Here is a 13323-nt window from a genome sequence, read left to right on the forward strand (position 1 = left end):
GTTTTTTGTTTACGCCAATTTCCACAAAGCCAATCTTCGATATAAGAGAAAAACCACGAGATTCCCCACTGCCGCTGCCAAAAAGACTGACCAAGGCCCGAACGACAAGGTCATCCAGCCCGAACCATAGATGGAGAAGACAATTCCGAGCTTGAAAATAGAGCCGGTGATCCCGCTAATTCTTCCAATCATGTGGGCAGGGGTAGTCTCTTGACGAAAGGTCCAAATACAGACGTTTTCAATCGTGCTGATCAGTCCCGTGAGAAATAGAGAAAGACAGAGCATCCACGTACTTTGCGCGAAAACCATGAGCAAATAGGAGCAACCGAGAAGCAGGATGGTCATGCCCATGATGCGGCCGATGGGAAATCGTCTCCGCAAATAGGCAACCACTGAGCTGCCGAGAAGACCGCCAAGTCCAGCCGCGGAAAGCACCAGCCCTAATGTGGAATTGTCCAACCTAAGGTGATCCTTGGCAAAGAAAATGATCATGGCGTCATACATGCCCGAGGTCGCATTGAGAAAAATCACGAGTACTGTAATCTGCCATAATGGTCGATTGCCCAACAGCTCCTTCCAACCGTTTCGCAACTCCTGCCAAAAGCCGCCCTGAGAGGGGGCAGGCGCATCTGTACGATCTAAAAACGATATGGCGATAAAAGCCAGTAAATAGGCTGTACCCGTAATAAGCAGCCCGGTGTGCAGCGCCGATAGAAGCAGAATAAACCCGGTAATCGCAGGTCCCATAATTTCAATAAACGTGCTCATAAAAGAAAAACGAGCATTGGCTGAGGTTAACAGAGGGGTAGGGACCACCTGCTTGATCATGCTGACGCGAGCGTTGTGAAAGCCGTAGTTAAACGCCATCAGGAAAAAGCCAGCCACATAATAATGAATGACCTGTGCATGTCCGGATTCGGTCAGTCCATATAGCAAAAACAACAGGATCATCTGGCCAAAAACCATCCATTGCGACCAGCGTTTTTTGGAGAAGCGATCCACCCAGACGCCGATGAACATGGCGAGCAGCAGATTTGGCAAAAACTCAATGCTTTTCATGGTCGTCATGGCAACTGGCGATTGGGTCATATCATACAAGATCAATGGCAAGGCCAGTTCGTACACCTTTGCTCCACACGCGATAAAGGTGGACGTGAAAAAGAGGACGAGAAAGGGCCGATTCCGCCAGATCGACATTCTCTCGTGTGATTCAAGCTTCGTGGCGGGGGTGTTGTTAGGCGCTGGCATGAAAAAACCTCCTTCTTCGATCTCATTGTAGCTAGAAAAAGGGGAAGAAAAAGGGTAGAGTGTTTGGAGAGTATGGACCCCTTTTTGGATTCGACAGCGACTGTTTACGTAGAAAGAGTGATCTTCTCGATGCAAAGTGCCTACTACTACTTGCGCTTGCGCCAGCATTTTGCCTCTGCGGCAGAGGGTGAACAGCAGGAGATTACGCTTGCCGAGCTGGCTCAAATATTTTGTTGCACGATTCGGAACACGAAAAAAGTCATCAAACAGATGGAGGAGCAGAAGTGGATTGAATGGAGTCCGGGAAGAGGACGAGGCCATGTCTCGCGGATCGTCTTGTTATATGGGATCGAGCAGATCGTTTTGCCTATCGCTCAGGGGCGTATCCAAGATGGCGATTTGGAAGGCGCTATGCAGCTCCTCAATGATTTTGCCATCACTGCCAAGGGGCGGGAGCACTTTTTTGACTGGCTCTCCGGGCAGTTTGGCTTTATTCAAGAGGAAATCCGTGAACGAAAACTGGATACGCTTCGCATGTCCTTTTACAGACCGATTCCCGCTCTCGACCCTGCCTTTGTCAACAGGCGCACAGAGTCACACATGGTGAAGCAACTATTTGATACGCTCATTCGTTATGACGAAAAAATGGATACATTCATCCCGCATCTCGCCCACCATTGGGAAGTAAATGAGAGTGGAACAGAATGGACCTTTTATTTGCGCAAAGGGGTACTGTTTCACCATGGACGTGAACTGACAGCGCATGACGTCGTCTGGACGCTCGAGCGCATTGCCGATCCGAAGACGGGGTCTCCCTATCGCTGGATGCTGGAAGATGTAGAAAAAGTCACTGCTGAAAAAGAGACGATAGTAAAAATTGCACTCAGACGTCCCAATCAATTACTGCTATCCATTCTGGCAGCGAATCGGCTTTCGATTGTTCCGGGAGATGTCATTCAGGAAAAAGGACAAGCATTTAGTCGATTACCTGTGGGCAGTGGACCATTTTCGCTGGTGACGAATGACTCGCAGATGTTCATTTTAGAGGCTGCCCCAACGTATTTTCTCGGAAGGGCTCATTTGGATCGGGTAGAGATTTGGATTGTTCCCGAAAACAGTCAGGATGTGCGAAACGAGGATTACTTTTCAAAACGAGGAGAGGTGCACTTTCAAACCTTTTGGAATAAGCTCGGGCCGATGGAGCATTGGCAGGAGTTGCAGAGCCTGGAGAAAGGCTGCACGTATCTCGCTTTTAACCTGAATCGCCCAGGCCCACAACAAGATATCGCATTCCGGCAAGCGCTGGATCGTCTTATCGTGCGCGAGAAAATGATTACGGAGCTGCGCGGCAATCGGTATGCGCCTGCTTACGGATTTTTACCTGAAAACAAGGATGTGCCTGGTGGTGGAGTGGCCTGGGATGGGGATTTCAAAGACTGGCATGATCATCAACCGATACAGTTGTTTACGTACGAAGGGGCAGGCAACGAAAATAATGCGGAATGGTTACGGCAGCATTTGGCGGATGAGGGCATTCGAGTTGAAGTGACTGTCCTGCCGATTGAGGAATTGAAGAAGTCAGAGGTCATTCAGCAGGCAGATATGGTGGTTGCGGGAGAGGTTTTTGATGAACAGTGGGAGTTGGGGATGGTGGAGTTCTTTAAGTCGGATATCAGCTTTTCGCGGCAGTTGTGGAGTCCTGTCTTGCGGGAGCAAATCGATTATGAGCTGGACGCCTTAATGCTGGAGAGGGATGTGACAGGGCAGCGTCATCACTTGCAGGAGGTCGAGAGACTGCTGCGTGAGCAGTGCGCGATGCTGTTTTTATACCATACGCGTCAGCATTCTGCTTACCATTCGGCTCTGGCCGGTGTTTCGTTGAATGCGCTTGGTCTTGTTGATTACAAAAATATTTGGTTTCGGCAGTAATCGTGGAAGATGAGTCTGTCACAGCCCCTCTGGTTGCGCTATGATAAGGCTTACGAGTCAAAAGGCGGAGGGGAAAGTATGAAACGATTTCGATTTGATCAGCAAGTAGGCAAAACGATTGATCGCTATAATTCCGTCCATGCGACGATTTCTCGTGTTGTGCGCACGCCGAATTCCGTTTCGATAGGATGTATCCATTTGGAGGCGGGTGGGATTGTCGGTTATCATCCGGCGCCTTGCCCTCAGCTTTTTCTCGTGGTGAATGGTGAAGGCTGGGTACGTGGAGAAGGTACAGAGCGCATCCCGATCCAGAGTGGTCAGGCGGCATTCTGGATCACAGGTGAAGGGCATGAATCAGGCAGTGAAACCGGAATGACAGCCATTGTGATTGAAGGAGATGGGCTTGATCCAGAGAGCTTCATGTCCTTATTGGAGACGTAGCATCCGTATGTATGTATGATGGTATTGGTTTGCCATTCCACCAACCGTACATAAGCTCCCCAGATTACCCAAGAAAGACGGTGTGAAAGGCAAATGACATGGAAAACACATATGGTACTCGGTGCCATTGCAGGCTACTGCGCCTATCCTTCATGGAAGGGCAGTGTTATTGGTGCAACGATGGCACTAGTACCCGATATCGATCAAGCAAATAGCAAGCTCGGAAACTTGATGGGACCTTTGTCCAAAATGCTGCAAAAAGGATTTGGTCATCGTACAGTTACGCACTCTTGGGTGATTTTATTCCTTCCGTTCCTGCTGTTCGGCGATTCTTTGGCTGCCATGGCAGGACTTTGGGGGATTTTGTCCCATTTGATCAGCGATATGCTGGTGGGACGCATTCAGTTATTGTGGCCGTTGCGAGTGGGATGGCTCGGCATTCCGGTGTCCAAGTCGATGTATCGGATTGTGGATCGAATCGTGTTTTATGTAGCGATTGTGTATATTGTGATCAAAGGTTATCAGTAAGAAGAATGGAAATGGAGAAAGGGCCTCCCCTCAGGAGGTCCCCCTATTTATTGTAATCGGAATATTTAGAACAGATCGTGATTTGAATAAAAAAGCTGACATCGGTTTAGCACCGATGCCAGCTTGCTAGTAGCTACTATGAGCGGATTCTTCTTATTACGAAACAATTAAGGCATCATGAACTGTTGCACGAGCTCAGCGTTTTCATTCATGAATTTATCTGCGTTTTGCATGACTTCTTGTTGCGCTTCCATCATTTGTTGGTCAGTCACTGTAGCGAAATTGATGGAGTTGTCAGCAGTCATAGCTGGAATTTCCAGTGCTTTGCCGAATTCTGCTTTGGACTTCAGCTTGAAGCTAAAGCCTTTTGGCATATCTGGAGTAGGGTTCGAGAACTTCACTTTTACTGTGCCGTCAGAATCTACACCATTGTCCGTCTTTGTCTCGTTCATGGTAACATTACCGGTCAGAGCAACAGGGTTGGAGGAATATTCGTCTGCCACTACGAGTGCAAAGTCATAGTTTCCGGTTGTTTTCTTGTCTTGCTTGGTTGTCTCAAAAGTGGTCGAGAGGTCCAGAATTGGCTGGTCGGTCTCTTTCATCAGGATGCTGAACTTGCCCTTTGTCTTGTCTTTTTCTTCTGTCGCTTTGTAGGTTAAGGACATTTCGCCACTTTGCTGGTCAGACAGGTTGTGCAGGGAGTAACGGTAGTACGTTTCAGCGCCTTTATCGTAAGAAACACTGCTGTAGACCAATTGATCTTTTTTCTCTTTGTCATCGACCAAGAGCTTGCGGGACAAGATTTGATGATCACTATTCACGAGCACGACCATTCTCAATTGCTCAGTTGATTTGGCGTCTGTATCTTTTGCATCCTTGATGATGTCATCGAAGGCTTGCTCGTAATTTTTCTTGAATTCTTCTTTGCTGATTTCTTCTACTTTGTAGCCGCTGTCGAGCATCAGCGTAGCCACATTGTGGTAGCGGCTGTAGATCAGGTCAAACAGCTTTTGGTCAGCTTTTGCTTTCTCTGCAATTTGCTTCGACAGAGCCGCGCCTTCTTGGGCGTTGAAAGTAACGGTGATCTCACGTGCATCTTCCTTGAGTCCTTCTTCAGAGAAAGAAACGTCTTTTTTGATGCTTACCTGGCTGTCTTTGATGTTGTCAGCATACAGCAAGGCATACGGAGTCATGACCGTTTTGAGTTCATCCTGGTTAAAATTGATTGCTTTATACAAATCGCTATAGGTTACGAAGCGCTTCGGCAGTTCTTCGCCGCCCAGCTTTTCCTTAAGTGCATCGCGATCCTTCAGGTCCATATAAGCGTATTTAGAGTAAAACTCCGGCAGCTTGAAGCCCATAACAGAATCATTCATGAAGTACTCAAGAGTAGCTAGCTTTTTATCTTGTAGGTGAACTTCCAGGTTCCCCGATTGTTGATTTTTCTGTTCATCGATGTTGCTTTGCATCACGAGCTTCGCTTTGCCCAGCATGTCGAGAATTTTTTGTGCTTGCGGGTCTGGGATGGTGGCATCTAGTGCAATATCGCTCAACTCAGTGGTGGAGTGAACTGGTTTTTCCAGGTACGGCTTCATGTAGTCTTGGTATTCCCCGTAAGCTTTGGATACGTCGCTAGAAAACTTCATCATGCTTTCCGCTTCCGCTTGCAGGTAAATCGTTTTTGCACTCTTAAACAGATCGTACTTGGCATAGGCGGTCCCTAAACCACCCAGCACAACGACAGCCGCTGCCCCCGCGATCAGCCATGCTTTTTTCTTGCTTTTGCGCGGTGGGTTCACGTTTGTTGCAGTTTCCATCTTTTCTCTCCCCTTTTGCTCTCTCTCTTTGCTGAATCCAATGTGCGTAATGATTTTGCGCACTCGATTTTGTATTGTACCATAAGGAGGAAGAAGGGGAACGACTTCCAGTAAATTTCTTCAAAAATGAGGAAGAAAGACCCAAAAAGTTGCATTCTTCCTACTTTTGTATGCATATAGAACAAAGAAAAAGCGACAGCAGGGGGGAGATCACGTGGATTTTCGCGTGCTGCAAACGTTTATGGTGGCGGCCACGACAGAAAATTTTCACCAGACAGCAGAAGCGTTGTTCATTGCGCAGCCTACTGTCAGCCAACATATACGACAATTGGAAAAGGAATTGGGGATCAAGCTGTTTGAACGGGTTGGCAAGCGCGTTCGGTTAACGGCTGCGGGCAAACGCTACCTGCCACATGCAAAAGGACTTCTCCAACAGTGGCATAACAGTATGGAAGACTTGCAGGCTTGGAGACAAGGCTATCGGGAAAAGCTTCAACTGGCTGTTTCCCCGATTATCGCCCGTGCTCGTTTTTCCCATTTGCTGCATCGTTACACCAAGCTCTATCCCGATGTAGATATCTCGATTAAAATTGTTGACTCCGTGGAGATTGGCCCGCTGGTTCAAAATGGACAGGCTGATCTGGGCTTAACCCGGATGGTGCCAGGAGAATTTCAGTTGTCTACTTATCTTTTGTACGAAGATCCTATTGTTTTTGCAGTCCCTCACAGCGGTGGAGATATGGAGGCGCCCTTGCCTGATTGGGAGCAAGAGGTGCAATCGAATCGTCTGCTGACCCATAATCACCCGGGTTACTGGGATGAGTTGCTGTTGCTTTTGCGTCAGAGGGGGCTTTCCTTGCGTACGATGGCTGTTTCGCAAGTAGACATTACAAAGCGATTCATCGAGGATGGATTGGGCGTTTCCTTTTTGCCTCGGACGGCTGTCGATCGGGATTTATTTGAAAACCGCTTTATTGAACTTCCCACACCTGGCCTCGTTTTGCCAAAGGTTGCTTCTTATTTGCTGGTACCGAAAGCAGGAATCAGCGAGCCAGCGCAGCATTTTATGGAAATCCTGCATTCCTTGTATCCACCGATGCCGCTTGTTCAGCCAGGGGGACGGACATAGAAGATAACAAGCCTGTAAGGTAGATGTAAGGTGAATCGATAGTTTTGATGAGCATATGTATCCTATACTGAACCCTGCTTAAAGACAGCAGGAGGGAATGACGAGTATGCAGCAGGCTGAACCAATCACACAGAAGGATCGGATTTATTCCATTGATATTGTAAGGGGATTGGCATTGTTCGGGATTTTGCTGGTGAACTTGCCTAGCTTTATCATGTATTCGGAAGACGTTCGTATGCCAATAGAGGCGGGGATCGATGCGTGGATCCGCTTGAGCTATGATTTATTCATTCAAACGAAGTTTTTCGGGATCTTTTCGTTTCTGTTTGGCTTAGGTTTTTACATTTTCATGTCACGGGCTGAACAGCGTGGACAAAAAGTATTTCGTCTCTTCAGCAGACGGTTGTTCGCGATGTTTGCCTTTGGTGTGATTCACATCGTTATTTGGTTTGGGGATATTTTGACAGTGTACGCGCTACTCGGCTTTTTACTGATGCCATTTTATCGAAGAAAGTCTTCTACGATTCTAGCATGGGCAGCCAGTCTGGGAGGAGTGTACATGCTCACTCAAGGCGTGGCACTTGTACAGACGCTCAATGGTCAGGAAGTCTATCCGTTTGTAGCATCACTCCAGACGACATTGATACCGATCTTTGTGATGTTTCTGTTTGGTTTGTATGCGGGAAAACGCGGTTTGATTGCTCAAATTCGCGAGCATAAACCGTTTCTGAAACGAATCGCTACTACTACTCTGGCAATGAGTCTTCCGATCGCAGCAGGGATTGTGTGGGCGAGCGGTGTCGTCTTTGGTTCAAAGCTTGAACAGGTGAATAAAATATTGGTTGATCTGAGTACGCTGCCTATGGCGCTGTGCTTGATAGCCAGCTTGTTTCTGTTGTTGGATCGTGAGGCGGCAAGGAAAGTTCTTAAGCCATTTGCCTACACAGGACAAATGGGGTTAACGACATATTTGGGTCAGACAGTCATCATGACCATTCTGATTCCTTTGTTCGGTATTACGGCTATGCCGCTCTCTGCTTGGTTTTTGCTCGCTCTGCCGATCTATGTGTTTCAATTACTCGCAAGCTGGCTGTGGCTGAAGCAATTTAATCGAGGGCCGATGGAAAAGCTGTGGCGTTTCCTGACATATGGACGTAAAAAGAAGGCAGTTCCAGCTCCTGCTAACTGATTGTAAAACGTGATCAAAATCCCGTTTTTCTTCTATTTCCCTTCACGATTATGAATCGATATACTGAAGGGAAAAGAGATGAAAATGGAGTGGTGATGATGACAAAACAACATCCTTTGGCTATCGGCTTGGATGGTATCGCCGTAGCAGAAACAGACCTTAGTTTGGTGGATGGGATTAATGGACTGCTGGTGTACCGTGGTCATTGGGCGCGTGATTTGGCTATTCACCACACATTTGAGGAAGTGGCGCACCTGCTCTGGTTCGGACATTTGCCGAGCGAGCAGGAGTTGAAGGAGTTAAAGGATAAGCTCAAAGCAAACCGTGAGCTGCCGGAGCATGTAAAAGGAATCCTGAAGCTGATCCCGGCAGATGTAGATATGATGAGTGTCCTGCGTACAGGTGTTTCGGCGCTGGGCAGTTCCTCACACGGCTTTCCGCCAACCATCGATGAGGTGATTGCGCTGGCGGCCAAAATGCCAACAATCGTCGCGTATCGCTTTGCTTGTCTGGAGGGCCGCGAGCCGCTGGCACCGAATCCGGAGCTGGATCATACAGCGAACTATCTGTATATGCTCAAAGGCGTAAAGCCGAATGCGGCACATGTACGTGCGCTCGATGCGTACCTGATTTTGACGCAGGAGCATGGCATGAATGCCTCCACATTCGCCGGTCGTGTCGTCAGCTCGACCGAGTCCGATCTGATTTCTTCCATTACAGCAGCAATCGGAACCCTGAAAGGGCCTTTGCATGGCGGAGCACCATCTGAAGTGACGGAGATGATCGAGGCGATCGGCACGAAGGAAAATGCAGAGCCGTGGCTGCGCAACAAGCTGGAGAGCGGCGGACGTTTGATGGGCTTCGGACACCGTGTCTATAAAACGGTTGATCCGCGTGCAACTGCTCTCCGCGTTGTTGCATCAGAGCTGTCATCCAACGATCCGTGGTTCGATCTGGCGACACATGTAGAAAAAGTAGGCTTGCAGCTGCTGGAAGAGTACAAACCAGGCCGCAAGCTGAATACAAACGTAGAGTTTTTTGCCGCAGCTGTCATGCGCGCGGTTGGTTTGGACGACAATTTGTTTACACCGACATTTGCCGTGAGCCGTGTGGTTGGCTGGAGTGCGCACATTCTGGAACAGGCAGGCAAAAACCGCATTATTCGCCCGCAATCCAATTACATTGGCACGATGCCAGAATAATAAAGACGTTAATTATAAAAGCTATCCGTTATGCGGATGGCTTTTTTACTTAGTGCAACATAGAATGTGGCCGCGGTGAAGAGAAGAATATTTCCAGTCTAGGCTCCAGGCTCCGTCCCGCTAAGGGCTTAAACTGTCCGCTCCGAAGGGATTCGCGGGGAAACGCAAAAGTGGTAGCCGCTACGTAGCCCGGGCACGTTGCGTTTCTTTTGCCCGCGAATTCCTTCTCCGCTTGGTAGGACTCCACAAGTCGCTACGTCTGGAAATATTCTTCTCTGTCGTAACCGATGATCTACTTCAATCTTTAAGTCTTTACGCTCTTAAGCGTCCACCTCTGAAAACGCATCCTTGAAGATACCACTTTGGACGCGGTTTCGCTTTTTGCATGGAGTCGTGCAGTCAATCCCGCAGGGGGTGGCCCTAGAATCTGAGCGTTTTCTCCTGTTTCCTCCCCACCACAACAGCCGGAAATATATCTCGTTTTTACAAAGTGCAACTTAGGATTGCAGAACATGCTTACTTTTGGCATGATAATGAAAAAAAGTAAGGAGTGGAGCAAATGGCGTTGTTGTCTACCCCGTTTCAGTTTAAAGGACTTAGCTTGAAAAATCGGATTGTCATGCCGCCGATGTGCCAATACTCTGTGGATGCACACGATGGAACACCAACAGACTGGCACTTTGTTCATTACGTTTCTCGTGCAGTAGGCGGAACAGGTCTGATCATCGTGGAAATGACCGATGTCGAGCCGGATGGCAGAATTTCCAACGGCGATTTGGGCTTGTGGTCTGACGAGCAGATTCCGGCGTATGCGCGAATCGTCTCCGAGGTTCAAAAGTATGGGGCCAAAATTGGCATACAGATTGCTCATGCGGGTCGCAAAGCGGAAGACGCAGAAGTGCCTGTATCGGCGTCCGCGATCGCTTTCCCAGGGGGGCGATACAAAACGCCACGGGCGTTGACGACAGCAGAGGTTAAGCAAATGGTCGTCAAGTTCCAGGACTCAGCGAGACGTGCGGTGGAAGCAGGGTTTGATACCATTGAAATCCATGGTGCGCACGGATACTTGATTCACCAGTTCCACTCTCCTTTGACCAATCAGCGAGACGATGAGTACGGGCGGGATAAAGCGCTGTTTGGCGTGGAAATTATTCAGGCGATCAAAGAGGTCATTCCAGCTGACATGCCGCTGATCATGCGTGTCTCAGCCGTAGAGTACGTGGATGGTGGGTATGGGCTGGATTACAGCACAGAGCTTTGCCGCCGTTACAAGGAAGCTGGCGTGGATATTTTCCATATATCCAGCGGCGGGGAAGGACCGATTGGTTCAGCAGGTCGCCCAGGTGTTCATCCTGGCTATCAAGTACCATTGGCACGCGCAATTAAGCAGGCATTGGATATCCCGGTCATTGCTGTCGGCAACCTCGATGATCCGAAAGTGGCGGAAGCATCGATTGGCAATGGCGATACGGATTTGGTAGCAGTCGGACGCGGCATGCTGCGTGATCCTTATTGGGCACTGCATGCAATTCATGAGCTGTCGGCGGATGAGCTGCAGCCACCGAAGCAATATTCGAGAGCGTTTTAATCAGGTAAAAGAGAGCGGGGCTTTCCTTTCGACTGCATGGGTCGGGGGAGAGCCCTTTTCAATGGTAAATTCTTGACACTTATTTACAGTCGGTTTAAGATAAATGTCAGTCAGTACTGACAATCACTTCCGGGAATGAGGATAGCAATGAGCAGCAGCAAAAGTCTTACAAGCAGTGAAAAACTGATGATAGCCGCAATCGATCTCATCGCGGAAAGAGGTTACAACGGCGTAACCACGCAAGAAATCGCCACTGCGGCAGGATTGAGCGAGAAGACGTTGTTTCGTCACTTCGGCAGCAAGCGGAATTTGCTGGAGAGCGCCTTTGACCGTTTTCATTACACGGAAGGACTGACAAAGCTTTTCGCGGAGAAGCTTACGTGGAATTTGCGCGAGGATTTGCTTTTAATCAGCCGAACGTATCACGAAATGATGAACCGCAATCGGAAAATGATTTTGATTAGCATTAAGGATGAGGCCCATTTGCCCGGATTCCGCGAGCGGACCCAAAAGCACCCGCGACAATTGATGGTACTGTTTACAGATTACTTCAAAGAGATGGGCAAAAAGGGCAAGATGATCCAAACAAACCCGGAGGCACAGGCAACTGCCTTTATGGTTATGAATTTCGGGGCGTTTTTGAACGATCTGGATGGCACTAGCAATTTTTCGGGGGTATCCCTGGATGTATTTATCGAAGAGAGTGTAGAGGTTTTCGCTAGGGGTTTGACTCCCTAGTTTTTTTAAAACCTCAATGTCAGTCAGTACTGACAGTCAGAATGTGAATAACAAAGTGAAAGGAAAGATGCGGCATGGAAGCGACAAAAACGCAGCAGAACAGAGACATATTAATCCGAATTTTGATGTTTACCTTGGTCATATCCTCCATGAGTGCTTTGGTGTTTAACATTGCACTCCCGGAAATTAGCAAGGAGTTTGGTTTGAGCATAGCGCAGGTGAGCTGGCTATCGACTGCATATGGATTGTTATACGCGATCGGAACTGTGACGTATGGCAAGCTGGCGGATCGATACAAGCTCAAGAATTTGTTGACGTTTGGACTCATGGTGTTTACGGCGGGTTCGTTTTTCGGTTTGGTCTCCGATTCCTTTGCGATGGCTCTTTTCGGGAGGTGCTTGCAGGCAGTAGGGGCGGCTGTCATTCCGGCTACTGCGATGCTCATTCCTTTGCGATACTTCCCGCCCGAGAGCAGAGGTTCTGTTTTAGGAAGAACGGCAGTAGGATTGGCTCTTGGCGGTGCACTCGGTCCTGTCGTCGCGGCTTTAATCGTCAGCTTTGCTCATTGGCGCTGGCTGTTTTCCATACCGCTCCTGATCTTGCTTACGCTGCCGTTCTACCGTAAATATTTGGAGGATGAAGAGATCGCAGCTGGTGGGAATTTTGATTGGGTGGGTGGCTCCTTGCTTGCGATCAGCGTGACGTCACTGCTTTTGGGAGTAACGAATGGGTCGTGGTGGTTTGCATTGGGCAGTTTGGTTACATTGCTTCTGTTCGTCGTACGAATTCGTTCGGTAGCTGATCCGTTTGTCCAGCCGAAGGTTTTTGCCAACAAGCAGTATACAATCGGGATTCTGATGGCATTTCTCATAAATGGAATGGGGATATCGCTTTATTATCTCAGCCCGCTGCTCTTGGCTCAGGTGCAGCAGCTATCGACGAGCTGGATCGGCTTTGTGATGGTTCCAGCGGCCGTCGCTTCGGCATTGCTTGGTCGTGTGGGAGGAAAGCTCGCGGACAGGCGGGGGAATGCTTTTCTGTATTTCGTTGCGTCTAGCTTACTGATTAGCTGCTTTGGGTTGTTGTCTACTTTCACAAGCACCGCAGTTTTAGGCATTGCATTCTTTTTGATCCTTGGCAATGTGGGGCAGTCTTTTATGCAAATCTCGATGGCGAACTCGATCTCGAGGACGTTGACGAAGGAGCAGGCAGGAGTAGGCATGGGGATCTTTTCGATGCTGAGCTTCATTTCCATGGGGATCGCGTCTGCGGTATACAGCAAAGTGATCGATCTTGGCGCGACAACCAATTGGAACCCGGTGAATCCTTATACGAGCGGCTATATTTACAGCAATATTTATTGGATGATGACCCTGATGCACGTGTGTCTGATGGTCTTCTACTACTTTCAGTTCGGTAGGGCTAAAAGACATAGCCTTCTGGCGGATAGCTGATCTTTTGTTCATTCAGGCTTAAATACTTTATGTGATAGACTAAAGCAAAAAAGGAAGGGG

11 protein-coding genes are annotated in these 13323 nt (G+C 48.5%); 9 read left to right on the top strand and 2 right to left on the bottom strand.

Annotated features, from left to right (window positions below):
- Positions 1 to 9: 9 nt before the first annotated feature.
- The gene (locus HP567_RS05050; protein WP_173611867.1) at positions 10 to 1248 is read right to left on the bottom strand and encodes an MFS transporter; all 1239 of its coding nucleotides are present in this window, start codon (positions 1246 to 1248) and stop codon (positions 10 to 12) included.
- 72 nt (positions 1249 to 1320) lie between these two features.
- Here HP567_RS05050 and HP567_RS05055 point away from each other — a divergent pair, with 72 nt between their 5' ends.
- The 3 genes from HP567_RS05055 (at position 1321) to HP567_RS05065 (ending at position 4146) form a co-directional block, all read left to right on the top strand.
- Complete coding sequence (locus HP567_RS05055; protein WP_173611868.1) at positions 1321 to 3177, top strand: SgrR family transcriptional regulator; 1857 nt, start codon at positions 1321 to 1323, stop codon at positions 3175 to 3177.
- A 78-nt stretch (positions 3178 to 3255) separates the two neighbouring features.
- A complete protein-coding gene (locus HP567_RS05060; protein ID WP_173611869.1) occupies positions 3256 to 3618 on the top strand; it encodes a cupin in 363 nt (120 codons plus the stop codon).
- Between the two features lie 93 nt (positions 3619 to 3711).
- Entirely contained in the window at positions 3712 to 4146 is a 435-nt protein-coding gene (locus HP567_RS05065; RefSeq protein ID WP_173611870.1) for a metal-dependent hydrolase, read from the top strand.
- A gap of 167 nt (positions 4147 to 4313) precedes the next feature.
- Here HP567_RS05065 and HP567_RS05070 read toward each other — a convergent pair whose 3' ends face one another.
- Positions 4314 to 5963: a DUF6583 family protein gene (locus HP567_RS05070; protein ID WP_173611871.1), complete on the bottom strand. Its 1650-nt coding sequence runs from the start codon at positions 5961 to 5963 to the stop codon at positions 4314 to 4316.
- 214 nt (positions 5964 to 6177) lie between these two features.
- Between HP567_RS05070 and HP567_RS05075 the strand changes: the two genes are divergently transcribed.
- From HP567_RS05075 to HP567_RS05100, 6 genes are all read left to right on the top strand, one after another.
- On the top strand, positions 6178 to 7092 hold the full coding sequence (locus HP567_RS05075) for a LysR family transcriptional regulator (RefSeq protein ID WP_173611872.1): 915 nt from the start codon (positions 6178 to 6180) through the stop codon (positions 7090 to 7092).
- A 106-nt stretch (positions 7093 to 7198) separates the two neighbouring features.
- On the top strand, positions 7199 to 8281 hold the full coding sequence (locus HP567_RS05080) for a DUF418 domain-containing protein (protein WP_173611873.1): 1083 nt from the start codon (positions 7199 to 7201) through the stop codon (positions 8279 to 8281).
- Positions 8282 to 8379: 98 nt separating this feature from the next.
- Positions 8380 to 9483 (top strand): citrate synthase/methylcitrate synthase, encoded by a 1104-nt coding sequence (locus HP567_RS05085; RefSeq protein ID WP_173611956.1) that lies wholly within the window; start codon positions 8380 to 8382, stop codon positions 9481 to 9483.
- A 559-nt stretch (positions 9484 to 10042) separates the two neighbouring features.
- A complete protein-coding gene (locus HP567_RS05090; RefSeq protein WP_173611874.1) occupies positions 10043 to 11071 on the top strand; it encodes an NADH:flavin oxidoreductase/NADH oxidase in 1029 nt (342 codons plus the stop codon).
- A gap of 147 nt (positions 11072 to 11218) precedes the next feature.
- Positions 11219 to 11809: a TetR/AcrR family transcriptional regulator gene (locus tag HP567_RS05095; RefSeq protein ID WP_229087916.1), complete on the top strand. Its 591-nt coding sequence runs from the start codon at positions 11219 to 11221 to the stop codon at positions 11807 to 11809.
- 74 nt (positions 11810 to 11883) lie between these two features.
- On the top strand, positions 11884 to 13263 hold the full coding sequence (locus HP567_RS05100) for an MFS transporter (RefSeq protein WP_173611876.1): 1380 nt from the start codon (positions 11884 to 11886) through the stop codon (positions 13261 to 13263).
- Positions 13264 to 13323 lie beyond the last annotated feature (60 nt).

Source organism: Brevibacillus sp. M2.1A (genome assembly GCF_013284355.2).
Lineage (GTDB): Bacteria > Bacillota > Bacilli > Brevibacillales > Brevibacillaceae > Brevibacillus.

Coding starts and splice junctions, on each gene's coding strand:
- HP567_RS05050 (WP_173611867.1), bottom strand. CDS start 1,248: ATGCCAGCGCCTAACAACACCCCCGCCACGAAGCTTGAATCACACGAG.
- HP567_RS05055 (WP_173611868.1), top strand. CDS start 1,321: ATGGACCCCTTTTTGGATTCGACAGCGACTGTTTACGTAGAAAGAGTG.
- HP567_RS05060 (WP_173611869.1), top strand. CDS start 3,256: ATGAAACGATTTCGATTTGATCAGCAAGTAGGCAAAACGATTGATCGC.
- HP567_RS05065 (WP_173611870.1), top strand. CDS start 3,712: ATGACATGGAAAACACATATGGTACTCGGTGCCATTGCAGGCTACTGC.
- HP567_RS05070 (WP_173611871.1), bottom strand. CDS start 5,963: ATGGAAACTGCAACAAACGTGAACCCACCGCGCAAAAGCAAGAAAAAA.
- HP567_RS05080 (WP_173611873.1), top strand. CDS start 7,199: ATGCAGCAGGCTGAACCAATCACACAGAAGGATCGGATTTATTCCATT.
- HP567_RS05085 (WP_173611956.1), top strand. CDS start 8,380: ATGACAAAACAACATCCTTTGGCTATCGGCTTGGATGGTATCGCCGTA.
- HP567_RS05090 (WP_173611874.1), top strand. CDS start 10,043: ATGGCGTTGTTGTCTACCCCGTTTCAGTTTAAAGGACTTAGCTTGAAA.
- HP567_RS05095 (WP_229087916.1), top strand. CDS start 11,219: ATGAGCAGCAGCAAAAGTCTTACAAGCAGTGAAAAACTGATGATAGCC.
- HP567_RS05100 (WP_173611876.1), top strand. CDS start 11,884: ATGGAAGCGACAAAAACGCAGCAGAACAGAGACATATTAATCCGAATT.